Here is a 25,539-nt window from a genome sequence, read left to right on the forward strand (position 1 = left end):
AGAAGAGAAAGGGGATATATCAAAAATTAAATTACCTCCGGCAAAGCCGGAGGTTTATTGCTGGGGCGCCTCAAAGGCGCTGGTAACCCTTGAGCCGCCTAAAGGCGGCTACAGTCCCAATTTCATTTGGTCGTAACGTTCATCTTCCTGCTATTGATTTCGGATGTAGGCTCGAACCATTTCTTCATCTAGTCCCACCGTTGAGACAAAGTAACCTCTTGCCCAAAATACTTCTCCTGTGAAATTCCTTTGCCTCCCACCAAAGTGTCTGGCTATCGAAATTGCACTCTTGCCTTTCATGAATCCCACAACGTTTGACACTGAATACTTTGGCGGAACGCTCAAACACATATGAACATGGTCAATCATTAAGTGACCTTCTACTACGCTGCATTCCCTTTGCTTGGCCAACTCCCGAAATATTTCCCCAAGATGCTTTCTCAACGCCCCATAGATCAACTTCTTTCGGTATTTCGGAATGAACACTATATGGTACTTACAATCCCACCTCGTATGACTCAAACTTTGATACTCTTTCATCTTGAAACTCCTTCTTTTGGTAGAGATAGAAGTTTCAAACCGACCGCCGTATAGGTCAAACCTTGAGGAGTCCCCCGGCAGAGCCGGGGGATTACCTTATTTATTTAGTTATAGTAAAGTTATGCGTTGCCTTTTCTACTAGACTCCGAATTAACTTTCTTTTAATTCTAAAGTTCTTTAGCATGCAGATTGCATTCAATTTACAAAGCTGTGTGCAATTTGTGGAAAAGTAGAGTGAGTTCCAACCGTTCGGACTGGCCGGATGCGCTGCAATTTCCTGCTAATCCGCCGGCGGCCAGCCGCACAGCTTAAACTTTAGGATAGAGAATGACCTGCCCAGTCTGCAACACTCAGAACTCCGCGACGTCTGTTCGTTGTTACCAATGTCATACACTGTTAATTCACTCTGCGGAAAAGCGAGCGCCCGAAGTTCAGGAATTTGTCAATGCAATGGACTCTCGTATGTACGGTGGAATTGGATCAATTGGATGTGCATTGATCGGAGGATTGATATTTCAAACCGTTGGTGCCGTTATATTTTTCGGGTTAATCGGTGGAATGTTTGGACGATTCATAGCGAAACGAAAGAACTCGTAGCGAAACTCGTCAAAGGGTCAATGCCAAGTTCTTGGCTGCTTGGTCAATGATGCTGTCCCACTGCCTGCCTGTCAGCCCCGCGGGTGCGCTTGTTGGTAGATATGGCGATATGTCCGCAGATCCCCACGTAACAGAATAATGGACAACACCACGAATCATCATTGCCCGATTAAACACTTCCTTTCTGAAGAATGTTGCAATAACAGAAGAATTTGGAATAAATGCTATGTTTTGGTTTGAGTGATTGAAAATTATTGAAAACATGACATTCGCGGCGTCAATGTCAGGTTGTCCTTTGAAAATTCGCTTCACTTCATTCGCTTTGAGAATCGAGCCCTAGTAAATTGTACCATCAGCGTAGTGCGCAAAGGTTTCCGAAAAGCCGTTTGACAGACCATACCAATCGTTAATGTTAGCAGGCGGTTCACTAGATAAAGTAGACTCGCAGCATGATCAACGATCTACAACGATACATGGATGGGAGTGCTTGATGAGCGTGAACGAATCAGAAGAACGACTTGCAGATCTGTCGAGGCGGACCTTCATGTCGATGTGGTCGTATCAGAACCCGTTCTACAAGGAAGGCAAGGAACTATGCGATGTGCTGATCGTCTTCGGGCAGGACGTGATCGTCATCTCCGATAAGGCGATCAGTTACACAGAACACAAAGACTCAGCCATACCTTGGTCGCGTTGGTACCGGAAGGCGGTGGAAGAGAGCGTGATTCAGCTGCGAGCGGCGCTGAAGACCATCAAAAACCGACCTGGCTCCATCCACCTTGATGCCAAGGTGTCGTCGCCGTTCCCACTAGAATTTCCTGACCCGACTAAAGCCCGCTACCACTTGGTCGCCGTCGCACATGGATCTGAACAAGCTGGCGCCGCGCAATACGGGACGCCCAGCCTTGCGGTCGACTCCGACGTTGTTGATGATAAGACGCCACTCACCGTTGGCGTGCATTTCGATGACGTTTTCGTACATGTCGTCAATCGTACGGCGTTGGACGCGATGTTTGAGTGCTTCGACACAACAGCCGACTTGATCGGATACTTGAACGAGAAACAGACCCTATTTTCCGGTAGGCGCGTATTTATGTATGGCGAGGAGGATCTGATCGCCTTGTATATGAGGGGGCGTCGCCCAGACGGAAGCGCTTCTTTAAGCGAATTGGTTGAAGACCTTGAACATGGAACAAATTGCTTGGAGCCTGGCCTCTGGACAGATCTGCAAGCCAGCGCGTCATTTGCTGATCGGCGCAACCAGCTTGCCCCGTCCTACGTCATAGACGATGTCGTCGAACAGCTGGCATCAGAGCACAGGCTGGGACGCATCAGTGGTGATCGAGCCTCCGAGTTGGCCTACCACGCGACCGCGTTTCAATTGCTCTCAGCCGAGTCAAGGATGGCGCGTATGCTGATCGGGCTAGGCGTCGTCGACGTGCTAAACGAAAGCCCCAGCACATTCTGGAGCGTGGTGATCGAGTCGAGAGGTCAGCCTGGCGTGCTCTATCTCTGGCTAATCTATCCCGTGGTGGACGGCAGTGTTTCCGATGACGATCTAGAACAGCGTGTGGGAGTTGAACTGGCGGACTACATCGTGGTCGCCATGAGCAAATTTCCAAACGCGCACACTTTTTTCGGCATTGCAATGCCCAACGCAAAGGATTCGCGAACATCGAGAGTTTTCCGCTTGTGCAAGCGAGATCCCTGGACTCGTGAGATGCAAGCTGAAGCGGAGATGTTGGGCCGAGCCAAGGAGATCATGAGCAATATCGAGAGTACGACATACGTTGCCGTCAAGCCGATCTAGTGGCGGTCACTGAACTTCGGCGAAGCTGTCTTTGGTGAACTTCTGAAATCAGCCTGATCTGGACGTTAGGGACTTGAATTTGAGTTCCCGCACTTGGGTGAACCGTGAGAATACACGCAGACTATAAGGCGAACTTTGATCCGTAACGATGTTGCCCTTGCCGCGCCGCGCACATTTGATCATGGCATTTTTCATGGCATTGAGAAATCGCGTTATCCTAACTTTTTGTTAATTAAAAGATTTTTCTGCTTGTTGATGACTGCAGGGGAGTGATTTAGATCTGGCAACGTCAGGCAGTTGAAAGCATAAAACACCCCGAAAGCCCGCGTCATTGCGGGCTTTTTGTTGTCCGGCTGGTGGCTTAATTAAGGACGGGGAAATAACCAGATCAGGGAACTGGTGGATCAGCTTGGGAGCGTTCTCGTCAAAGAAGAGTGATGTACTTCTGATTTTGGGGAGGACTGGTGTAGTCGTTGATGAACATTTGTGTTTTTCTGCTCAGGGCCTTTTAAGCAAGAGTGCCCGCCATATCTGGATGATTTTTTTTATTCCTGCCGGATAACAATCCGTGAAAATTTCGTTGTTTATTCGAAATATCTTTAAGTCTACTTAAAAATATAATTTAATTATTAAATTTATTATTAAAAAGATAATTATTCGGGGTTTAAATTGCTAAAATGATTTGCTCGCAAAAAGCCCGGGCACTGATCCAGATAGGTATCTGCTTGGGAAATAATTGTCATATAGGAAGCTTTTGCAAGGGGCTTTGACCGCAAGGACAAGACTTCAATGACGTAAGCGGGCAATCCTACAAACAATTGCGGAAGGGAATTCACCATGCTCAGCAGCCAGCAACTTACGGCCATGAAGGCGCAAGGCCGTACTATCAGTAAAGCCAGCATTAAAGATGATGAACTTGGCCCACTTAAATTATTGGCAGGCAAGTGGCGTAATGTGAATGGCCTGGAAGGGCATGGCTGGAGGAATATGATTGCTTTGCCCTTCGTGGCACCGGCATCTGCAAAAACAGATTTTAGACTGTTACTGAACCAATATAACGAAGAATTGGACTTTACCCTTGTCGATAAGGGGGTGCCCAATCGCGGTGTCACCAAAACGGCAACAGGCCTGATCAATTCGGATCAATTTCTGGCTGCATTGCGTTATCAACAATCGATTACCCAGATTGCCGAAGATGATTTTCCTGTCAGCGGACTGGCTGGCAAGCCAGGCACGCCTATCCATTTCGAGCCTGGCTTGTGGCTACACATGGCCAACCAGGTTTCGACTGGTCACGACATAGCGCGTATATCCAGTGTCCCTCATGGCAATTCTGTGCTGGCACTGGGACAGCACACCGAAGTAGCGGGTGCCCCGGTCATTCGTGAAACAACAGTTTGCCCATAGGCGTGCCACAGAGCCTGACGGACCCATATTTGGCGCCGTACAGCCATTTTCATGCGCAGCCCTTCAAGAATTTGTTTGATCCTACCTTGCCAAATGCTTTGCTCAATGCGGCAAATAAAGGGGTGAATATCAAGAAAACCACAATTCTGTCAGTTGATACAACGATAGAGACGGGCGGTATCCACAATATTCCTTTTGTTGTCAAACAGGCCAATGCTGTGACAATGAAATCAACCTTCTGGATACAGGAGATTCTGGATGCGAATAACAAACCTCAGATGCGCCTGCAATATTCGCAGTTGGTGTTGCTGGAATTTTTCTCGCACCCTGATGGCAAGGGCCTGATACAGTGGCCACATATCAGTATCAATACTATGGAGAAGTTGCCGGAAACACCGTGATTTTCTTCACGTCATCTCAAATAAAAACGCGAGGCAGATTTCCTGTGTCGCGTTTTTTCCTCTCATCGCGCTTGGATATCAGTCTGGGCTTAGCGAACATTTGAGGGAACGGGTGCTTTAGTATTTATTGTTAAATTGATAGTCTGCCTTAATTCTTTAGTTGAAATCCGGAAATGCCGGGTCAATTCCAGTTATTATTTAAAACTAAATAAACGGGCTGGTGCAGACGGTGAGGTGAAATTGAAATTAGAAAAATTGGAAGAAGCAGTAAAGAATCACGCCGGGATATTTAATTGTGTGCAAATACATCATGAGCACAATACAAAAACGGTCTCGTTTCAGCATGAATATGCTTCCCCTGCATCCCATAAAGAAATTCCTGAGCTCGGTAAATTGCACGATTTCTATGACACATTTGGCAGCTTGTTACTCTATTCTTGTGCAAAAAGTAATGACGCTGCAGTCTATGTAGGTGCCCCGGGTGAGTGGGCGTCTTTACGGACCAATTTTAATGGCTGGATAGAAGACTTATCCGAGGAAGAAAGAAGCGATTATTTGCCTGAATGGGTGGATACTTGCATCGTTATTGGGGAAATACCACGAACTGGTAATTACCTATTGATGGCAACTGCTGGCGTTGAGGCTGGACGTATCTTTGAATTTGAGCACGACGGGTTTGAATTTATCGGCCTTGCAAAAGATATTGAAGAATATATCTATAAAATGCTCAAGCCCGATGGTCCTGCCTTGCTAGGTATTGCTTCTCACATGCGTTTTATTGAGGCTAATACTAGCAGTCAGTGGTGGATCAGGGAGCTGGTAATCAACGATGGCTATGTGGTGACTACTGAATAATAATGTCCACGCAAAGGGTAAATGTGGGCAAGAGTAATAACCAGGACCATCGATGAAGATCTTATCTTGTCGTTTGATTATTTTTTCCTGCGATTGTGATCAATGCAACCCCAGAAGAATGGCGTGCCTGATCAAAGCAGCTAATCCTGACTCCCGCATCATGGTATGATGTCGGCCTTTTGTGTTTTAAAAACACGACAAAATTCATATACTGTTTTTATCCGCAGTACGCATTAGCGACATACGAAACCCGGATTGCCTCTCGTTGGAGGACTGTGGGTCGCTGTCAAATAACCAAGTGGGAATAGGCGTGACTTATAGCGTCAAGGAAATTTTTTATACTCTTCAAGGCGAGGGCAATCATGCCGGGCGCCCGGCAGTGTTTTGCCGTTTTTCTGGCTGCAACTTGTGGTCCGGGCGCGAAGAGGACAGGGCGACGGCTGTATGTCAGTTTTGCGATACTGATTTTGTCGGCACCAACGGTGAAGGTGGTGGCAAGTTTAAGCTGGCCGAAGCGCTGGCTGCGACCATCAACGCTTTGTGGCCATTGTCCTATACTGCAAGCAAGTATGTGGTGTTTACCGGTGGCGAACCCTTGTTGCAACTTGATGCGGCCTTGATTGAAGCAATGCACGCAGTGGGTTTTGAGATCGCCATAGAAACCAATGGTACCTTGCCTGTGCCTGATGGTGTAGATTGGATATGCGTCAGTCCCAAAATGGGATCAGAGCTGGTTGTTCGAAAAGGTAGTGAGCTCAAAGTGGTGATCCCGCAGTTTGGTCAGGATATGGCTGCATACGCAAATCTTGATTTTGAACATTACTTTGTACAAGCCATGGATGGCCCTTTAAAAGACGATAATTTGCGTCTTGCAATTGAATACTGCAAACAGCATCCGCAATGGAAGCTGAGTTTGCAAACCCATAAACTATTACAGATTCCTTGAGTTTTCATGTTAACGATTACCAGAAAGTTGGAATTCGATGCAGGTCATCGCATTCCCGATCACGGCAGCCAGTGTCGCAATTTGCACGGTCACCGCTATACCCTGCAAATTACCTTGACCGGTGAGGTCGTCCAGAAAGATGGCGAGTCGGACAACGGCATGATCATGGATTTTGGTGATATCAAGGCGCTCGCCAACGAGCATCTGGTCAATCTGTGGGACCATTCCTTCATCGTCTATGAGAAGGATTACATCATCAAGAATTTCCTGGAGAAGTTGCCAGGACACAAGACGGTGGTCATTGACCGCGTGCCTACAGTAGAAAATCTCGCCAAAATTGCTTTTGATATTTTGAAGGTGGTTTATCACGGCAGGTTTGGCCGCACTTTGGAGTTGACCAAAGTCACGCTGTATGAAACACCAAATTGCTGGGCAGAGATAGACGGGTAATGGCCGACGCGCAAAACCTGCCGCCGCAAAGTGAGCGGAACCAGCAGAGCCTGCATGACATACGGTTCATGCAGGCAGCCTACCAGCAAGCCTTGCTGGCCAGAAATGAAGGTGAAGTGCCAGTGGGTGCCGTAGTCGTTAAGGATGGCGTAATCATCGCTACTGGCTACAATCGCCCCATAGGCAAACACGACCCCACCGCCCATGCAGAAATCATGGCCCTGCGCGCAGCCGCTGAGTTCATTGGCAATTACCGCCTGCCAGGATGTGAACTCTACGTTACCCTTGAACCTTGCATGATGTGTGCGGGGGCAATGATGCACGCTCGTCTGGCGCGCGTCATTTACGCTGCCACTGACCCCAAGACCGGCGTTGTCGGTTCTTTGCTGAATGTGTTTGAGCACGGGCAATTGAATCACCATACACGTGTCACGGGCGGGGTATTGGCAGATGAGTGCAGTAGCATGCTCAAGGATTTTTTTTCTCACCGGCGCGCTGTAGCTGCACAAAAGAAGCTGGCCGCTAATGCTGACGCCAGCATATCTCCTATACAAGACTGAAACACACTATGCCCGAACAAAGCACCCAAACCGGAATCGCTATTATTGCTCCCAGTGGTGCGCCGCTGGATGACAGTCTGATTGAGCGTGGCTTGCAGCGTCTGGCTCATCAGGGCTTTAAGGTACACAGCTACTATGAACCTGCTCGCAAATTTCAGCGCTTTGGTGCGAGCGACACCGAGCGTGTCAGACAAATCCATGAGGCTGCGCAAAATCCGGATGTGCAGATAGTCATGGCACTGCGTGGCAGTTATGGCATGTCAAGGCTGATGCCTTTGCTTGATTTTGATTTACTGTCAAATAGTGGTAAATGTTTTGTTGGCTATAGTGATTTCACACTCGTGCATCTGGCAATGCTGGCGCGTGGCCGTACCAGTATTGCAGGCCCGATGCTGTGTGATGATTACATACGCGAGCAGCCTGTTGAATATACACTGCAGCAATTCAAGGCATGCGTGAGCAACACCACGCACAAAGTTGAATTTGAAACTGAAGCGGGTTGCGACTTGCAGGTGCAAGGCAAACTCTGGGGCGGCAATCTGGCCATGCTGACGCATGCAATCGGCACACCTTATTGGGCAGAAGTTAAGGATGGCATATTGTTCCTGGAAGATATAGGTGAGCACCCTTACCGCATAGAGCGCATGCTGCTGCAACTGCATTTTGCAGGTGTCTTGAGCAAGCAAAAAGCCATCGTACTTGGCAATTTTTCTGCCTATAAACTGGCAGAGCATGATAATGGCTATGACTTCAATGCCATGCTTGCTTACATTCGTAGTTTGATTGACGTGCCGGTTATCACTGGTCTGCCATTTGGTCATGTATCAACCCGTGCCACTCTGATCGTTGGTAGTCAGGCGGAATTGAATATTGAATCAGCACTGGCCAGCTTGAAAATGAGCTACTTACTGTAATTCTGTATTGTAAGCTAGACTCAAAAAAACGCCCGTACTTGACGGGCGTTTTTTATGAGGCTAACCATGCATTCTAATCATTGGCATAAATGTCATTATCTTTGGTTTCGGGTACAAAAAATACGCCGATGACAAAGGTCATTAAGGCAATAACAATCGGATACCACAAACCATTATACATATTACCAGTCTGTGCGACGATGGCAGCACCGGTTGCAGGCAGTAAGCCGCCAAACCATCCGTTACCAATATGGTATGGCAAACTCATGGAAGTATACCTGATCCTGGTCGGGAACATTTCAACCAGCATGGCAGCTATCGGCCCATAAACCATCGTGACGTAGATGACCAATATTGTCAGTATTAGAATGATCTGCAGCTTGTTGACTTTTTCAGGATCGGCCTTGGCAGGATAGCCCGCAACTTTCAATGCATCAACCACCGTTTTTTTGAATTCTGCATCTTTTTTCTTGGCTTCATCTGCTGGCAAACCTTTTGATGTATAAGACTCAATGACTGTCTCACCGATGCTGATCTTGGCAGTTCCAGTCCCTGTTTGATCTTCATAGCTGACTGAGTTTGCCGCTAACACCTGTTTCGCGATATCGCAAGAGCTGGTGAATTTCAAGGTGCCTGTAGGGTTAAATTGGAACGAGCATTCATCTTGGTTGGCTGTAATAATTACCTTGTTTTTAACCTGTGCAGCGGCAAGGTCAGGATTGGCAGCGGCAGTCAATGCCTTGAACAGCGGGAAGTAAGTGCAAGCAGCGATCAGACAACCAGCCAGGATGATAGGTTTTCTGCCTATGCGGTCAGATAATGTCCCAAAAATGACAAAGAATGGTGTGCCTATGACTAAAGATGCAGCGACCAGCAAGTTTGCTGTGGCACCATCAACTTTCAGTGTCTTCTCGAGGAAGAACAGGGCGTAAAACTGGCCTGTATACCAGACTACAGCCTGTCCAGCAGTCAATCCCACCAATGCGAGGATAACGATCTTCAGGTTTTTCCATTGACCGAAAGATTCTGTCAGAGGTGCTTTTGATGTTTTACCTTCAGCCTTCATTTTTGCAAAGGCGGGGGATTCATTCATGGACAGACGTATCCATACCGAGATGGCCAGCAAGAATACTGAGACCAGGAATGGAATGCGCCAACCCCATTCGGCAAATTCAGCCTCACCTATGGCTGTCCTGGTGCCGAGAATAACAATCAGGGACAGGAAGAGTCCCAATGTTGCCGTCGTTTGTATCCATGATGTATAGGCGCCACGCTTGCCGGCAGGAGCATGTTCTGCAACATAAGTTGCCGCACCACCATATTCACCACCGAGAGCGAGACCTTGCAGGATACGCAGGGCTATCAGCAAAACTGGAGCTGCGACACCAATTGCCTTATAAGTCGGCAAAATGCCGACAGTAAAGGTAGAGCCACCCATGATAAGGATTGTGATAAGGAAAGTATACTTTCGGCCTATCATGTCTCCGAGGCGACCAAAAACCAGGGCGCCGAACGGGCGGACAAGAAAACCTGCTGCAAAGGCGAGCAAGGAAAAAATGACTTGTGATGTTGGATCCAGATTGGTAAAGAATTGCTTACCAATGATAGCTGTCAATGTGCCGTACAAATAAAAGTCGTACCATTCAAAGACGGTACCCAGAGAGGACGCAAAAATTACCTTGCGTTCCTCAGGCGTCATATCTCGTGACGCCGCTTTTGGTGCTGTCGCCATGCTTGTCTCCTGTTTTTAAATATATTTTAAGTGTGCTAAAAAATGGCCGGAATCCCACAATCACATTTCCGACATAATTTTTATTGCAAGCAAAGTGTGCAAGTCGAAACTTACGGCTTGCTTGCTCCAAACTTACAGAAACTTACAAAAGCTCTATCCTGAATATGTAAAGAAGAGCAATATTGAACTCGGTAATTGCATGAAATTAATTTACGAACGGTCGTACTAAAATGTGATATTCTCTTTTTTGAGCTTGGTCTATATGCTTTTAATTAAGGCAATTCGGTTCAGGCAAAACAGGGCTGTGGAAGTTTGTTCCTGCATGTTGGTTTGCAAAGGGCAAATTACTACTTATGATGGTTATCAGCAGTTCCAGCCTGTACACATACTTATATCAATCAGGAGATCTTCATGTCTGACGCAGTTATCGTTTCCACCGCCCGCACTGGCCTTGCAAAATCCTGGAAGGGTGCTTTCAACATGACGCATGGTGCTACCATGGGTGGACATGTATTGAATGCAGCCATTACCCGCGCAAAGATTGAAGCGGGCGAGGTGGAAGATGTCATCATGGGCTGTGCCACACCAGAAGGCGCAACTGGCAGCAATATCGCCCGTCAGATCGCTTTGCGTGCAGGTTGCCCGGTAACTACTGCTGGCATGACGGTCAATCGTTTTTGCTCCTCTGGCTTGCAGACCATTGCCCTGGCAGCACAAAGAATTATTGCCGGTGAAGGCGATGTCTATGCGGCAGGCGGTGTCGAGTCTATTTCTTGCGTACAAAACGAAGCCAATAGCCACATGATTGTTGAAACCTGGTTGAAGCAACATAAACCAGAAGTTTACTGGCCTATGCTGCAAACAGCTGAGACTGTTGCCAAGCGCTATGGCATCCCACGTGAGCGTCAGGATGAATACGGCGTACAAAGCCAGTTGCGCGCAGCTGCAGCCCAGGCTGCTGGTCTGTTTGATGCCGAGATCGTGCCGATGACGACTGTCATGGGCGTCGCCGATAAAACAACCGGCATGCTGGTTACCAAAGAAGTCACCATTTCTGCCGATGAAGGTATTCGCGCAGATACCACGCTCGAAGGCGTCTCCAAAATCCGTACCGCAGTGCCAGGTGGTGTGATTACTGCCGGTAACGCCAGCCAGTTTTCTGACGGCGCTTCTGTTGCCATTCTGATGAGCAGCAAACTGGCTGAAGCAAAGGGCTTGCAACCATTGGGTATTTTCCGTGGTTTTGCGATTGCAGGATGCGAGCCAGATGAAATGGGTATAGGCCCGGTCTTTGCCATTCCAAAATTGCTGAAAAAAGCCGGCCTCAAAGTTGAGGACATCGGTTTGTGGGAATTGAATGAAGCGTTTGCCGTGCAAGTCTTGTATTGCGCAGACAAACTCGGCATCCCTATGGACAAATTGAATGTCAATGGTGGCGCAATTGCCGTGGGCCATCCTTACGGCGTCTCAGGTGCACGCCTGACTGGTCATGCACTGATTGAAGGCAAACGCCGTGGTGCTAAATATGTAGTGGTCACCATGTGTATTGGTGGCGGCCAGGGCGCTGCAGGTTTGTTTGAAGTAGTCTAAGCTGGATGCATGTCGGGTGCCCAGGCTGTATGATGTTGTCATGCGGTTTGGGCAAAATGAGTACCTCATCTCTTTTATCCAGATAAAGCCATGCAATCTAAAATTCTTTCCCGCCGTGATCTCGAATTCATGCTGTATGAATGGCTGAATGTAGAGTCACTGAATCAAAGGCCGCGTTTCGCCGATCATAGTCGCGAAACTTTCAATGCCGCCCTTGATACCTGCGAACAAATAGCGACAGACCTGTTCGCTACCCATAATAAAAAAAATGACCAGCAGGAGCCGCACTTCGATGGTGAAGAAGTGCACATGATTCCTGAAGTGAAGACGGCCCTGAAAGCATTTTGCGAAGCTGGCCTGATGGCGGCAGGGCAAGACTTTGATGTCGGCGGCATGCAGTTACCCTGCGTCGTTGAAAAAGCTGGTTTTGCCTATTTCAAAGGGGCGAATGTAGGAACGGCATCCTATCCTTTCCTGACCATAGGCAACGCCAATACATTGCTCAAATGCGGCACACCTGAGCAGATAGAAACCTTCGTCAAGCCCATGCTGGAAGGCCGTTTCTTTGGTACCATGTGTTTGTCTGAACCACAGGCTGGTTCCAGCCTGTCTGATATCGTCACCAGGGCTGAACCGCAAGAAGATGGCACTTACCGGCTGACCGGCAACAAGATGTGGATATCGGCAGGGGAGCACGAGCTGGCCGAGAATATCGTGCACCTGGTATTGGCCAAAGTGCCGGATGCAAACGGCAAGTTGATACCTGGCGTCAAAGGCATTTCGCTTTTCATCGTGCCTAAAAAACTGGTGAACGAAGATGGCAGCCTGGGTGAACGCAATGACGTAGTGCTCGCCGGCCTGAATCACAAGATGGGTTATCGCGGTACCACCAATTGCATGCTGAATTTTGGTGAAGGTAAATTCAAGCCGCAAGGCAAGGCTGGCGCGATAGGCTATCTTGTGGGTACCTTGCACCGTGGCATGGCAAACATGTTCCACATGATGAATGAGGCGCGCATAGGTGTAGGCCTGGGTGCGGTCATGCTGGGTTATACCGGCTATTTGCATGCGCTGGATTATGCCCGCAACCGTCCACAGGGACGGGCACCACTGAACAAAGACCCGGCTGCACCGCAAGTGCCGATTATTGAGCATACTGACGTCAAGCGCATGTTGCTGGCACAAAAGGCCTATGTCGAAGGTGGCCTGGCTTTGAATTTATTCTGCGCCCGTCTGGTGGATGAAGAGCGCACCGCGCCGTCGCCAGAAGCGCGTACCCATGCTGCGCAGATGTTGGAAATACTGACACCGATTGCCAAATCCTGGCCTTCACAATGGTGTCTGGAAGCAAATAACCTGGCGATACAAGTGCATGGCGGCTATGGCTATACCCGTGAATACAATGTAGAACAGTTTTACCGCGATAACCGTCTCAACCCCATCCATGAAGGAACACATGGCATACAAGGGCTGGATTTATTGGGCCGCAAGGTTGTCATGCAAGATGGTGCAGCGCTCGAGGCTTTGGGCGAAATCATGCACAAGACGCTGGCGAGAGCTGCCGCACATCCTGAATTGTTAGCCTATACTAAATCACTGGCACGTGTGCTGCAAAGGCTGGCTAGCGTTACCCAGCAATTGCACGGCACTGGCGACGCCAACAAAACTCTGGCAAATGCCTCGGCTTATCTGGAAGTATTTGGCCATGCCGTGATTGCGTGGATGTGGCTGGAGCAAGCTACTTTGTGCCTGAACAAAGAAACTCACCATGATGCTGATTTCTATGCAGGCAAACTGCAGGCTTGTAAATACTTCTTCCACTGGGAATTGCCACGCGTTCATCCTCAGCTGGATTTGCTATCGAATATCGATATGACGACTTTCGATATGCAAGATGCCTGGTTCTGAACCATAGCCCTGAAATTATTAAAAACCCATAACAAACGATGCCTTTCCTGTCTGCTCGCAGACAGGTGGTGGCCGCACATACCGGAGACAAAAAAATGAGCAAAGCGATTCGCACCGTACAACAATTATTTGACCTGCATGGCAAGACTGCCCTGATTACTGGTGGTTCACGCGGCCTGGGTCTGCAAATGGCAGAAGCACTGGGTGAGCAGGGTGCTAAAGTGGTGCTGTCTTCTCGTAAACAATCTGACCTGGATGAAGCTGTCGCCCACCTGAAAAGCCGTGGTATAGATGCCAGCGCAATTGCTGCCGATTTGTCTAAAGAAGCAGTGGTACAACCATTGGTAGATGAAACACTAGCCCGTCTTGGGCATATCGATATCCTCATCAATAACGCTGGTGCTACCTGGGGCGCACCGGCAGAAGATTATCCGGTTGATGCCTGGGACAAGGTCATGAACCTGAATATCCGCAGTATCTTCCTGATCTCGCAGGCAGTCGGTAAACGGTCCATGATACCGCGCAAATATGGCCGTATCATCAATATTGCTTCTATCGCTGGTCTGGCTGGCAATGCGCCAGGGACCATGCAAACCATCGCCTATAACACCTCCAAGGCTGCTGTCATCAACTTCACTCGCACCCTGGCTGGTGAATGGGGTGTACATGGCATCACAGTCAATGCAATTGCACCAGGATTTTTCCCCTCCAAGATGACCAAGGGCATACTGGAAAACCTGGGTGAAGAAAAACTCGCCAAAGAAGCACCTCTGCAACGCATAGGTGATGATGAGGATTTGAAGGGCGTGGCCATGCTGTTTGCCAGCGATGCGGGCAAACATATTACAGGCCAGACCCTGGCAGTGGATGGCGGGGTGTCTGCTGTATGACAGAGACCAAGTGTCCTGCGGCGCTTCCCATTGCGCAACCAACACCGGTATTGAATCCTTTTTTGCATGACTTGGGCGTTGAGTTCCTGGAAATGGAGAATGGTCAGGCGCGATTGGCTCTGGATTTGACCGGGCGTCATATGAACAGCTGGCAAATTGCCCATGGCGGCGTGATCATGACCATGCTGGATGTGGTCATGGCCATGGCTGGCCGGTCCATGAGTAACGACCTCAAGGGCGTCGTCACGGTAGAAATGAAAACCACTTTCCTGCAACCAGGCGGCGTACCAGGTGGCCGTATGGAAGCGCGTGGCAAGGCATTCCATCAATCCACCACCATGTGTTTTTGCGAGGGTGAAGTATGGAATGGCGACAAGCTCATTGCCAAAGCCATGGGTACTTTCAAATACCTGCGACGCTTGAAGTCTGGTGAAAATATGAAAAAGCTTTATGGTAGTGACTGATTAAAAATTGACGTCGTTTCTGCAAGTCTTATAAAAATAAATGGAGACCAACATGCAGCAGACCCGCTTTGCAGTACTTTTTTCAGCTTTAATTTGTGGACCTTTCATGAGCATGTCTTCGGCACAAACTGCCTTGCCTGATGCTGAGGCAAGCGATCCGCAAAAAATGGGCTGGATGCAAGGATTTCCTCCGGCGCCTGACAAGCTCATCAAGTTTGCCAATGGCAGCAATTATCAGTTTCCCCGTACCCGCTGGTCGTTTTCGCATGGGCGTGAACTTGGACCTACCAGCAATGTCTGGCATGGCGCAGGCCCGGTTTCAGTTTTGCCGGTAGCTTTGCGTGATCTCGATAAATTGCGATTTGCAGATGAAAAAGGCAGCGATATAAGCTGGGCGGATATACAAGCCCGCACTTATACCGACAGCATACTGGTACTGCACAAGGGAAAAATAGTCTACGAGCGTTACCTTGGTATTACCAAGAACTATGTGCCGCATATCGCGATGTCGGTCACCAAGTCCTTTGTCGGTACGCTGGCAGCGACTTTGGCTGCGGAAGGCAAGCTCGATCCGAGTGCGCCTGTTACGCAATATATTCCTGAACTCAAAGACACCGCCTATGGTGACGCGACTGTGCGCCAGGTCATGGATATGACCATCGGTGTGCAGTACTCTGAAAATTATGCAGACCCCAAAGCTGAAGTCTGGGACTACGCCAGGTCAGGTGGCTTGCTGCCGACAGCACCAACTTATGACGGGCCTAAAACCTTTTATGAGTTCCTAGTGAAATTGAAAAAAGAAGGCAAGCATGATGAAGCCTTTGCCTATAAGACCGTGAATGCTGAAGTGCTGGCATGGATAGTCAAACGTGCTAGCGGGCAAAATCTGTCTGATCTCTTGTCTGAGCGTATCTGGCAAAAACTGGGCACCGAAAATGATGCCTATTTTGCTGTGGATAGCGTAGGCACCGAGCAGGGCGGCGGTGGCCTGAACCTGACGCTGCGCGATATGGCACGCTTTGGTGAAATGATGCGCCTGAATGGCAAGTTCAATGGCCAGCAAATCATTCCTGCCGCTGCTGTAGAAGACATACGCAAGGGTGCTGATCCAGCCAAATTCGCTAAAGCTGGCTATGCGACTTTACCTGGTTACTCTTACCGTAACATGTGGTGGGTAGGGCACAACAGCCACCAGACTATTGAAGCGCGTGGCATACACGGACAACGTATTTATATCGACCCGGTGGCTGAAATGGTCATCGTTAAATTTTCTTCCCATCCCATTGCTGCCAATGGTGCGACTGACCCTGTCACTTATCGTGCCTTCCAGGCTTTGGCAAATCACTTGATGAAATGAGCAAATCATGACCACTAGTTCTCAAAATTCTTACCAACGTATTGTGCTGGCTTCCCGTCCTAAAGGCCAGGTCGTGCCAGACAATTTCCGCCTTGAGTCCCTGCCCGTTCCTGAACTGAAGGATGGCGAGCTTTTGGTGCGCAATCACTACATGTCGCTGGACCCTTACATGCGTGGCCGCATGGAAGATGCCAAGAGCTATGCTGCTCCGCAAGTGATAGGTGAAACCATGATAGGTGGCACCGTAGGTGAAGTAGTCGCCAGCAAGAATGCCAAGTTCAACGTCGGTGACAAAGTCATCGGCATGCTGGGCTGGTCAGAAATGGGCGTGTCTGATGGCTTGTTGCTGCGTAAAGTCGATACGACTCACATTCCATTGTCGGCCTACCTGGGTTCGGTTGGTATGCCTGGGCTGACTGCCTGGTATGGTCTGACCCAGATCATGCAACCCAAAGCTGGTGAAACTATCGTGGTGTCTGCTGCCAGCGGTGCAGTGGGCAGCGTAGTCGGTCAACTGGGCAAGCAACTGGGTTGCCGCGTGGTCGGTATAGCCGGTGGTGCAGACAAATGTGCTTATGTCGTCAATGAACTGGGCTTTGATGCCTGCATCGATTACAAGGCAGGCAATCTGGAAACCGATCTTGCCGCCGCAACACCAGATGGTATTGATGCCGTTTTTGAAAACGTCGGTGGTGAAATCTTTGATGCCAGCCTGGCGCGCATGAATGCCTTTGGCCGTATCGCACTGTGTGGTTTGATTGCCGGTTATAACGGTGAACAACTGAGCATCAAGAATGCCCGCGTATTCCTGACCATGCGTTTGACCATGCGTGGCTTTATCGTCTCTGAACACATGGATTTGTGGCCGCAAGGTTTGAAAGAACTGGGGGGGCTGGTTGCGACTGGTAAATTGAAATTCCGTGAATCCGTCGCTGAAGGGATTGCTGCTGCGCCAGAAGCATTTATTGGTCTATTGAAAGGCAAAAACTTCGGCAAGCAACTAGTGAAGCTGATTTGAGTTAATCGTATAGATTTAAAGAGCACAGAGCAGCCATGTCCGATATTATTTTCCACAACTTTCCAGTATCTCCGTTTTCAGAAAAAATCCGCCTGATTTTTGGCTTTAAACAATTGAGCTGGAAGTCAGTCACAGTACCTATCATCATGCCCAAGCCGGATGTGACGGCATTGACAGGTGGTTACCGACGCACGCCCGTATTGCAAATTGGTGGGGATATTTATTGCGATACTTCTTTGATTGCGGAGGTGCTGGATAAGCGCTCGCCAGCACCCACGTTATATCCCACTGCCATTAACGGTATTGCGCGCAACCTGGCGCAATGGGCGGATACTACGCTGTTCTGGACGGCAATCCCCTATGCATTCCAGCCAGCAGCCATTCCTTCCATATTCGGCAATATCAATGCTGAAGAATTGCAGGCATTCAGTGCAGACCGTGCCACCATGCGTGCCAATATGCCGCGCACCAGCATGGGTGAAGCCAAAGGGCAACTTTTAGAATACTTAAGTCGTCTGGAAAACATGCTCAGTGGTGATGCGCCATTTCTGCTGGGTGCGCAAGTCAGTATTGCTGATTTTTCTGTCTATCAGGCTTTGTGGCTGATACGACTGGCTCCAGCAATTAATCCTGTCTTCGATGCTTATCCAAAGCTGTTGGAGTGGATGAATCGTATCGCTGCCCTCGGGCATCACCAGTCTGAAGTTCTAAGCAGCACGGAGGCACTGGAGATCGCCAAAAATGCGCAAGGCTTTGATACAGCAGGGCGCAATTTTGTTGACAGCCATGGCATAGCGCTGGGGGAGCAGGTTACCATCATGCCTACTGACTATGCGCTGGACCCGGTCGTGGGCGAACTTGTCATCGCCAGTGAAAATGAATTGGCCGTGCGCCGTCAAGATGAACGGGCTGGAACTGTAGTCGTTCATTTCCCACGCGTAGGCTTCCAGATGAAACGCGCAAAATAAATTGAATCAGAATAAATAAGCTTAATAATTTACATACAGGAGACAACATGAAAGTATTCAAAGACAGAGTAGCTGTGATTACCGGTGGTGCCAGCGGTTTTGGCCGTGAATTTGCGATTATTGGCGCACGCCTGGGCATGAAACTGGTGCTGGCTGATGTGCAGCAAGATGCCTTGGACAAGACCAAGGCCGAACTGGAAGCGCAAGGAGCCCAGGTGCTGGCAATGCGTTGCGATGTACGCCATGCAGAAGAAGTGCAGGCCCTGGCTAATGCCACCATGGAAAAATTTGGTGCCGTGCATCTGGTATTCAATAATGCTGGCGTCGGTTCCGGTGGCCTGATCTGGGAAAACACCCAGGCTGACTGGGATTGGGTGATAGGCGTGAATCTCTGGGGTGTCATTCACGGCGTGCGCATCTTCACCAATTTGATGCTGGAATGTGCCAAGAAAGATCCACAATTTGAAGGGCATATCGTCAACACTGCATCCATGGCTGGCTTGCTCAATGCGCCGACCATGGGCGTATATAACGTGTCCAAGCATGCGGTAGTGTCTCTGTCAGAATCCCTGTACCAGGATTTGAAACTGGTTGAGGCACCTATAGGCGCATCTGTGCTGTGCCCATATTTTGTACCAACAGGCATTTCACAATCGCATAGAAATCGCCCTGACGATGTGCCAGGTTCTGCGCCAACTGCCAGCCAGAGAGCGGCGCAGGCGATGTCAGACAAGGCTGTAAATTCCGGCAAGGTGACCGCTGAAGAAGTGGCTGAAAACACCTTCAAGGCAATTGCTGACGAACAGTTTTATATCTTCTCTCACCCTGGTGCCCTGGGTAATGTGCAGGAACGCATGGAAGATATCGTCCTGCAACGCAACCCTGGTGATCCTTACAAGGCAGCGCCGCATATCCGTGACATGCTCAGAGCCAAGTTGAAGGCTTAATCATCACTTTACAGGCATCAGGGAGAGGTATAGATGACCACAGAAATACTAAGTAATCAGTTTGCCACACTGGACAATGGAACCCGCCTGCATTTTGCCAGTGCGGGTGAGCGCGGCAGGCCATTGATCTTGTTCGTGCATGGCTTTCCAGAGTTCTGGTATGAATGGTCGGCGCAATTGGCTGAGTTTGGACAGGATTATTTTGCCGTGGCACCGGATTTGCGCGGCATCAATCTTTCTGATATGCCTACAGACGTTGCTGCCTACAAGGCCAGGCATATTGTCGATGACCTGCGTTTGCTGATTGCCCACCTTGGTTATCAGCAAGCCACGGTCGTTGCGCATGACTGGGGTGGGGCGGTATGCTGGAATATGGCGATTGCCCTGCCAGCTTTGTTTGAAAAACTGATCATCATCAATTCACCGCATCCGTACCTGTTCATGCAGGCGTTGGCGACTGATCCTGCGCAAAAGACTTCCAGTGAATACATGAACTGGTTGCGCAATCCAGGGTCTGAAGAAGCGCTTGCCAAAGATGATTTTGCTCTCATGGATGGCTTCTTCAATGGCATGGGTCAGGGTGAAGCTACCTGGTTTGATGCAGAGACCCAGGCAGCTTACCATGCTTGCTGGGCACGCGGTTTGACTGGTGGTGTCAATTATTACCGCGCGTCACCATTGCACCCACCGACAGAAAAAAGTCCCGGGCCTTTGCAGTTAAATCTGAATCCGGCTGATTTTCAAGTCAAGGTGCCCACCCGTGTCATCTGGGGTGAAAATGACAAAGCCTTGCCCAAGACCTTGCTCGATGGTATTGAGAATTTTGTCGATGATATCCAGATAAAGCGTATTGCTGAGGGTTCACACTGGGTTATCCATGAACAACCGGAGCGTGTGAATCGTCTTATTCGTCAATTTTTGCAGAGTTAGGGATTATGGCCAAAGCAGATTTTGCTTTTTTTCATCGCTTGCGGGTGCGCTGGTCTGAGGTAGATATGCAAGCCATTGTCTTTAATGGCAATTACCTCAATTATTTTGACGTGGCTTTTACCGAATACTGGCGTGCTACCGGTTTGCCGAATGTGATTACCCAGGCAGCCGAGGGCAAGGAATTGTTTGCCCGCAAATCTACTATCGAATACATGGCACCAGCAAGGTTTGATGATGAGCTCGATATTGGTGTGCGTTGTGCCAGCATAGGCAGGTCTTCTCTGCAGTTCATCCTCGAAATCTATATTGGTGAAAACCATTTGATATCAGGCGAGCTGGTTTATGTGTATGCCGATACAGAAAAACGCAAGGCAGTTGCCGTCACAGATGCATGGCGTGCGATAATTTCATCCTTTGAAACGCATGCACCCGCTGATACCAGAACATGAATACTGAAAACCTCCGCCTGGTTATTGCTGACTGGGCCACGCTGCAAAAAGATGCGCAGGCCATACGCTATGAAGTGTTTGTCATCGAGCAAAAAATCCCGGCAGAGCTGGAATGGGACGCGGCTGATGCAGAGTGCCTGCATGCGGTTGCTTATGATGTGAATGGCCGGGCAGTGGGAACAGGTCGCCTGTTGCCTGACGCGCACATAGGTCGCATGGCTGTATTGGCAACGGCGCGTGGTTTGGGTGTAGGTGCACAGATTTTGCGTGCCCTGATGAAAGAGGCGAAGGCCAGAGGCGAGGTAGCTGTGCGCTTGAATGCGCAACAATCAGCAGAGAACTTCTATCTTAAAGAAGGCTATATCCGCGATGGCGAGATTTTTGAAGAAGCCGGCATTCCTCATGTCAGTATGATTTACCACTTTGCCTGATTAATTCAATAGCGGCCCTGATATGACAGGGCTGCATCTTGATTCCATGTTTTACGTCATGTTTTGCGCACATCCTCCTGAGAGGAAAAGCTGATTTCCCCACTCAGTAATTGCCAATACATGACCCAATCCCCCATGAAAGAGAACAAGGGCTGTTTGAATGAGGCCGGATGATTCTTTTCAAAAACAAAATGACCTAACCAGGCAAAGCCGTAGCCACAGACTGGTGCCGCCAGCAAATAACCCGCCTGACCCGTGATCATGAATGTGGCGACACACAGGAGAACAAGGCTGCTTCCCAGGAAATGCAATTGCCTGCAAGTTTTGTTGCTGTGCTCGGTCAGGTAAAAAGCATAAAACTTCGAAAAATCAGTAAATTTCTCTGCCATTTTTGTCTCCTCTTTAGCTACATGTCTTTCGACTCAGCATTGCATTGCTACAAGCATAGTAGGTTATAGGCCCGTGCCGGTGACTTAATTTTTAAAATCTTTAAAAGATTTATTCCATTGCGCACTTGAATCGCGAAAATAATAGTGAATTGCAATATTGACATTGTAAAAATATCTACTAATATTCATTGATATAAACTTTAAGCATAATCATATATGTTTTATGCTACTAGATATCAGTCCTTGATAGTTATATTTAATGATGTAAGTAATTGAAGTTAAAAGCTTTATTCTAAAGACACAATTTTTAATAATTTTCTTGTGGCATTAAATTCCGTGTGGCAATATGAGTTTGTTGAACAAACTTATGCAAGCCCTGATAGTACAGACCAAGTCAAACATTTTTGTCGCTGACAACGTTTTTGGGGGAATCATGAATATTGAGAATTCGAAAGTCTCAACCCGTCTGATCACAGGTTTTGGCCTGGTGTTGGGCTTGCTGCTGGTTGTTTTGCTCCTGGGAATAACTTACATGGCGAAGATGCATCAGCGTCTGGAGGAAATCGCCAACGTCAATAATGTCCAGTCCAAACTGGCTTCTACCATGTATCTTACTGTGACAGAGCGGGCACTGGCTTTGCGAAATCTCATTTTGTTGTCAGAAGAAGCTGAAATCCAGATTGAAGTAAAAAGGATAGCGGCACAGACAAAAAAATACACTGAGGCTGAAGATAAACTCACCCAGATGCTGAATGCTGATCCCAATGCCACTCAAGAGCAAATTGCCTTGCTGGGTAAAATCAGGGACCAGGCCAAGCTGTCAGAGTCTTTTATCGCCAAAGGTGCCGACCTCGGCGTGCAAAAAAAGGGAGAAGAGGCTTATAAATTACTCCGCTTCGAATTTCGTCCTGTGCAGAAGAAGTGGTGGGATTTGTTGAATGATTTTATTTCTGATGAAGAAAAACAAAACTCAGCGGCTATAGTGCAGGCGGAGCAAGACTATAACAGTGCAAAAAAACTCATGTATATGTTTGGCGCTGCAGCCCTGTTCGTGGGCATGGCGGCCGCCTGGCTGATCGTCAGGAGTTTGTTGAAACAATTGGGCGGCGAACCTCGTTACGCCGTGCAAATTGCTGAAAGAATTGCGGCCGGTGATTTGTCAGTACCTATCAGACTGGCTGACAAGGATGAACACAGTCTCATGCATGCCATGTATGAAATGCAAAAAGGCCTGGCCGACATTGTAGGCATGGTACGTTCTGGTACAGATACGATCGCCACTGCATCCAGGCAAATTGCCTCTGGCAATATGGATTTGTCTTCACGCACTGAAGCACAGGCAGGCTCTCTGGAAGAAACAGCGTCTTCGATGGAAGAACTGACTTCCACAGTCAAACAAAATGCCGACAGTGCCAGGCAGGCCAATATTCTTGCGCAATCTGCTTCCGATGTCGCAGTCAAAGGCGGCACGGTTGTATCTGAGGTTGTGCATACCATGGGATCGATCAATACTTCATCCCGCAAAATTGTCGATATTATCGGTGTCATTGACGGCATTGCTTTCCAGACCAATATACTTGCGCTCAATGCTGCTGTGGAGGCTGCTCGTGCTGGTGAGCAAGGCCGCGGCTTTGCCGTGGTTGCGACAGAAGTCAGGAACCTGGCACAACGTTCAGCCGAAGCTGCCCGCGAGATCAAGCATTTGATCGACGATTCTGTCACGAAGGTAGAAGTCGGTGCCAAACTGGTTGATCAGGCCGGTGTGACCATGGATGAGATAGTCGTCAGTATCAAACGTGTCACTGGCATCATGAGCGAAATCATGCTGGCCAGCCAGGAGCAGACGGCGGGGATAGAACAGATCAATGAAGCCATCGTACAGATGGACGATGTTACACAGCAAAATGCTGCGCTGGTAGAGGAAGCAGCAGCAGCAGCTACTGCCTTGCAAAACCAGGCAGACGACTTGTCTGAACTGGTAAGTACCTTCCAGTTGACGACAGAAAAAAATGCTCAAGCTACATGGCAAGAGCCAGTCATGGAAAACAAGAAAATCGTTCCTTTGATTAAAAAAGCTGCACCGCAAAATAATGCACCTGTGAAGCAGATCAAGCGCGTGGCAAATGCGAAAAGCAATCCTCAGTCTGGTAATACTGATTGGGAAGAGTTTTAATGAATTGAATTGATTGTTGGGCATCAGTGGTAAAACCGGGAGCAATCTATGCTAGCGAATACGAGCATGCTGGAAGACAAGCCTCAAGTTGAGCAGACTACGGTCAGGGTAGAGCGCAGGACACAATTTGGCCGTTTTGTGCAAAGCCCACAGACTAGTGGGGTGGATATCAAATGGCATTATGGCGTCGTCAATTCCAATGCACGTGAACGCCTGATGCGGCAAAGTCCGGCTACCTTATGGCTAACTGGTTTGAGTGGCGCTGGAAAATCAACTTTAGCCTATGCCCTGGAAAAAATATTACTGGAACGCGGGCATTGCTGCTTCGTTGTTGATGGCGATAACCTGCGTCATCATTTGAATAGCGACCTTGGTTTTTCGGCGCAGGACAGACGTGAAAACATACGCAGGGCTGCCGAGGTTGCACATCTCATGAATGAAGCTGGCATGATTGCCATCACTGCATTTATTTCACCGTTCCGGGACGACAGGGCGATGGCGAAAGAGATCATAGGTCAGGAGCGCTTTGTCGAAGTACATGTCAGCACACCAGGCATAGTTTGCGAGAGGCGGGACCCCAAAGGTCTGTATGCCAAAGCGCGCAGGGGAGAAATACCAGAATTTACCGGGGTTTCAGCGCCTTACGAGGCTCCCCTTGATCCAGACCTGGAAATCAATTCCGAGCAACACACTATAGAAGAAGCGGCGGAGAAACTCTACAGACACCTGATAGGATTATGCTATATCAAATAGCAGGAGGATGACGTCGGCCATGTCAACAGAGATCAATGAATCAGTAGCAGCCTATGACGTATTTAATGGTGACGCAGATGGCATCTGCGCATTGCACCAGCTCAGGCTGGCTGAGCCCCTTACGGCAGAATTGATTACAGGCGCCAAGCGGGATATTGATTTACTGAATCGTTTCTCCAGCAAATCAGGTGACAGGTTGACGGTGCTGGATATTTCATTGGACAGCAATATTGCCGCACTGCGTCAGCATCTCAAGGCAGGTGCAGAAGTCACTTACTTCGATCATCACAATGCAGCACAGGCCTTTGAGCATGAGCATCTGCATTTGTATTGCGACATGGCGGCCGATGTATGCAGCAGCATTCTGGTCAACCGCTATTTAAACGGACTGTATTGGAAGTGGGCCGTGGTAGCGGCTTATGGTGATAACTTGCCAGCAGTCGCAAATGTGATGGCTGGCGAGGCGGGCCTGAATCAATCGCAACGCGAGCAGTTGCAGGAACTGGGCACTTTGCTCAACTACAACGCCTATGGCGAATCAGTAGATGATTTGCATTTCCATCCTGCGGCTTTGTATCAGGCGATGCATGACTATATTGATCCTTTCGATTTTTTGCATAATGCGGCGCAATTTGCAGTGCTGCGTAATGCCTATGCCAGTGATATGGCATTCATGCAAGACCTGCGTGCTGACATGGAAAGTGAATTGACATCCATCTACATCTTGCCTGCCCAGGCCTGGGCCAGGCGGGTCTCGGGCATTCTGGCAAATCAATTGACGCAGGAAGAACATGGAAAATCATTCGCGGTGCTGACAGCAAAGCCGGATGGAAGTTATGTCGTCAGTATACGTTCAGGCGAGGCAGATCATTGTCCAGCGGGTCAATTTTGTTCCGCGTTTGCAACAGGTGGTGGCAGGCGCGGCGCGGGCGGCATCAATCATTTGCCGGCATCAGAAGTGGATAGTTTTGTGCAAGCTTTTATAGCTTATTTTGAGAAAATGGAAATACCTCAGCTCAGTCTGACTTGAGCTTAATTAAGCTGACTGATACATAAGCGG

At 48.8% G+C, this 25,539-nt stretch carries 25 protein-coding genes; 22 read left to right on the forward strand and 3 right to left on the reverse strand.

Going from position 1 to position 25,539, the window contains the following annotated elements:
- Window positions 1-150: 150 nt before the first annotated feature.
- The gene (tnpA, locus tag ACO0LN_RS01930) at window positions 151-540 is read right to left on the reverse strand and encodes an IS200/IS605 family transposase (RefSeq protein ID WP_422970696.1); all 390 of its coding nucleotides are present in this window, start codon (window positions 538-540) and stop codon (window positions 151-153) included.
- Between the two features lie 1,087 nt (window positions 541-1,627).
- Here tnpA and ACO0LN_RS01935 point away from each other — a divergent pair.
- The 8 genes from ACO0LN_RS01935 (at window position 1,628) to ACO0LN_RS01970 (ending at window position 8,480) form a co-directional block, all read left to right on the forward strand.
- Window positions 1,628-2,947, forward strand: a complete 1,320-nt coding sequence (locus ACO0LN_RS01935) for a hypothetical protein (RefSeq protein WP_422970697.1) — start codon at window positions 1,628-1,630, stop codon at window positions 2,945-2,947.
- An 837-nt stretch (window positions 2,948-3,784) separates the two neighbouring features.
- Window positions 3,785-4,354 carry a heme-binding protein gene (locus ACO0LN_RS01940; protein WP_422970698.1) on the forward strand — a complete coding sequence of 190 codons (570 nt, stop codon included), beginning with the start codon at window positions 3,785-3,787 and terminating at the stop codon, window positions 4,352-4,354.
- Between the two features lie 29 nt (window positions 4,355-4,383).
- A complete protein-coding gene (locus ACO0LN_RS01945; protein WP_422970699.1) occupies window positions 4,384-4,755 on the forward strand; it encodes a hypothetical protein in 372 nt (123 codons plus the stop codon).
- 234 nt (window positions 4,756-4,989) lie between these two features.
- Window positions 4,990-5,610, forward strand: a complete 621-nt coding sequence (locus ACO0LN_RS01950) for a hypothetical protein (RefSeq protein WP_422970700.1) — start codon at window positions 4,990-4,992, stop codon at window positions 5,608-5,610.
- A gap of 310 nt (window positions 5,611-5,920) precedes the next feature.
- Complete coding sequence (gene queE, locus ACO0LN_RS01955) at window positions 5,921-6,556, forward strand: 7-carboxy-7-deazaguanine synthase (RefSeq protein ID WP_422970701.1); 636 nt, start codon at window positions 5,921-5,923, stop codon at window positions 6,554-6,556.
- Window positions 6,557-6,562: 6 nt separating this feature from the next.
- The gene (queD, locus tag ACO0LN_RS01960; protein ID WP_110253669.1) at window positions 6,563-7,006 is read left to right on the forward strand and encodes a 6-carboxytetrahydropterin synthase QueD; all 444 of its coding nucleotides are present in this window, start codon (window positions 6,563-6,565) and stop codon (window positions 7,004-7,006) included.
- Complete coding sequence (tadA, locus tag ACO0LN_RS01965) at window positions 7,006-7,566, forward strand: tRNA adenosine(34) deaminase TadA (RefSeq protein ID WP_422970702.1); 561 nt, start codon at window positions 7,006-7,008, stop codon at window positions 7,564-7,566. The genes queD and tadA overlap by 1 nt, the downstream gene beginning before the upstream one ends.
- A gap of 8 nt (window positions 7,567-7,574) precedes the next feature.
- Window positions 7,575-8,480: an LD-carboxypeptidase gene (locus ACO0LN_RS01970; RefSeq protein ID WP_422970703.1), complete on the forward strand. Its 906-nt coding sequence runs from the start codon at window positions 7,575-7,577 to the stop codon at window positions 8,478-8,480.
- A 73-nt stretch (window positions 8,481-8,553) separates the two neighbouring features.
- On the opposite strand, the gene ACO0LN_RS01975 is transcribed toward ACO0LN_RS01970, so the two are convergent.
- Window positions 8,554-10,212 carry an MFS transporter gene (locus ACO0LN_RS01975; RefSeq protein WP_422970704.1) on the reverse strand — a complete coding sequence of 553 codons (1,659 nt, stop codon included), beginning with the start codon at window positions 10,210-10,212 and terminating at the stop codon, window positions 8,554-8,556.
- Window positions 10,213-10,623: 411 nt separating this feature from the next.
- On the opposite strand from ACO0LN_RS01975, the gene ACO0LN_RS01980 reads away from it, so the two are divergent.
- The 11 genes from ACO0LN_RS01980 to ACO0LN_RS02030 all read left to right on the forward strand — a co-directional run bounded on the left by ACO0LN_RS01980 (window position 10,624) and on the right by ACO0LN_RS02030 (window position 21,164).
- Complete coding sequence (locus ACO0LN_RS01980) at window positions 10,624-11,802, forward strand: acetyl-CoA C-acyltransferase (RefSeq protein WP_422970705.1); 1,179 nt, start codon at window positions 10,624-10,626, stop codon at window positions 11,800-11,802.
- A gap of 90 nt (window positions 11,803-11,892) precedes the next feature.
- On the forward strand, window positions 11,893-13,710 hold the full coding sequence (locus tag ACO0LN_RS01985; RefSeq protein ID WP_422970706.1) for an acyl-CoA dehydrogenase: 1,818 nt from the start codon (window positions 11,893-11,895) through the stop codon (window positions 13,708-13,710).
- A 107-nt stretch (window positions 13,711-13,817) separates the two neighbouring features.
- The gene (locus ACO0LN_RS01990; protein ID WP_422970773.1) at window positions 13,818-14,600 is read left to right on the forward strand and encodes an SDR family oxidoreductase; all 783 of its coding nucleotides are present in this window, start codon (window positions 13,818-13,820) and stop codon (window positions 14,598-14,600) included.
- Window positions 14,597-15,064: a PaaI family thioesterase gene (locus tag ACO0LN_RS01995; RefSeq protein ID WP_422970707.1), complete on the forward strand. Its 468-nt coding sequence runs from the start codon at window positions 14,597-14,599 to the stop codon at window positions 15,062-15,064. The genes ACO0LN_RS01990 and ACO0LN_RS01995 overlap by 4 nt, the downstream gene beginning before the upstream one ends.
- Before the next feature lie 106 nt (window positions 15,065-15,170).
- Window positions 15,171-16,421 (forward strand): serine hydrolase domain-containing protein, encoded by a 1,251-nt coding sequence (locus tag ACO0LN_RS02000; RefSeq protein WP_422970708.1) that lies wholly within the window; start codon window positions 15,171-15,173, stop codon window positions 16,419-16,421.
- 7 nt (window positions 16,422-16,428) lie between these two features.
- Window positions 16,429-17,439, forward strand: coding sequence for an NADP-dependent oxidoreductase (locus tag ACO0LN_RS02005; RefSeq protein WP_422970709.1), 1,011 nt, complete (start codon window positions 16,429-16,431; stop codon window positions 17,437-17,439).
- Window positions 17,440-17,474: 35 nt separating this feature from the next.
- Window positions 17,475-18,407, forward strand: a complete 933-nt coding sequence (locus tag ACO0LN_RS02010; RefSeq protein ID WP_422970710.1) for a glutathione S-transferase family protein — start codon at window positions 17,475-17,477, stop codon at window positions 18,405-18,407.
- Between the two features lie 47 nt (window positions 18,408-18,454).
- A complete protein-coding gene (locus ACO0LN_RS02015) occupies window positions 18,455-19,354 on the forward strand; it encodes an SDR family oxidoreductase (protein WP_422970711.1) in 900 nt (299 codons plus the stop codon).
- Between the two features lie 33 nt (window positions 19,355-19,387).
- Window positions 19,388-20,284 (forward strand): alpha/beta fold hydrolase, encoded by an 897-nt coding sequence (locus tag ACO0LN_RS02020; RefSeq protein ID WP_422970712.1) that lies wholly within the window; start codon window positions 19,388-19,390, stop codon window positions 20,282-20,284.
- Between the two features lie 5 nt (window positions 20,285-20,289).
- Window positions 20,290-20,733, forward strand: a complete 444-nt coding sequence (locus ACO0LN_RS02025; protein WP_422970713.1) for an acyl-CoA thioesterase — start codon at window positions 20,290-20,292, stop codon at window positions 20,731-20,733.
- The gene (locus tag ACO0LN_RS02030) at window positions 20,730-21,164 is read left to right on the forward strand and encodes a GNAT family N-acetyltransferase (RefSeq protein WP_422970714.1); all 435 of its coding nucleotides are present in this window, start codon (window positions 20,730-20,732) and stop codon (window positions 21,162-21,164) included. The genes ACO0LN_RS02025 and ACO0LN_RS02030 overlap by 4 nt, the downstream gene beginning before the upstream one ends.
- A gap of 56 nt (window positions 21,165-21,220) precedes the next feature.
- On the opposite strand, the gene ACO0LN_RS02035 is transcribed toward ACO0LN_RS02030, so the two are convergent.
- Entirely contained in the window at window positions 21,221-21,553 is a 333-nt protein-coding gene (locus ACO0LN_RS02035; RefSeq protein ID WP_422970715.1) for an Mpo1-like protein, read from the reverse strand.
- A 433-nt stretch (window positions 21,554-21,986) separates the two neighbouring features.
- Between ACO0LN_RS02035 and ACO0LN_RS02040 the strand changes: the two genes are divergently transcribed.
- Genes ACO0LN_RS02040 through ACO0LN_RS02050 form a run of 3 tightly spaced genes read left to right on the forward strand, consistent with a single transcriptional unit; the run spans window position 21,987 to window position 25,509 of the window.
- Entirely contained in the window at window positions 21,987-23,726 is a 1,740-nt protein-coding gene (locus ACO0LN_RS02040; protein ID WP_422970716.1) for a methyl-accepting chemotaxis protein, read from the forward strand.
- 48 nt (window positions 23,727-23,774) lie between these two features.
- Window positions 23,775-24,479 (forward strand): adenylyl-sulfate kinase, encoded by a 705-nt coding sequence (gene cysC / locus ACO0LN_RS02045; protein ID WP_422970717.1) that lies wholly within the window; start codon window positions 23,775-23,777, stop codon window positions 24,477-24,479.
- Between the two features lie 19 nt (window positions 24,480-24,498).
- Complete coding sequence (locus tag ACO0LN_RS02050) at window positions 24,499-25,509, forward strand: hypothetical protein (protein WP_422970718.1); 1,011 nt, start codon at window positions 24,499-24,501, stop codon at window positions 25,507-25,509.
- Window positions 25,510-25,539 lie beyond the last annotated feature (30 nt).

Source organism: Undibacterium sp. TC9W, assembly GCF_049339865.1.
Lineage (GTDB): Bacteria > Pseudomonadota > Gammaproteobacteria > Burkholderiales > Burkholderiaceae_D > Undibacterium.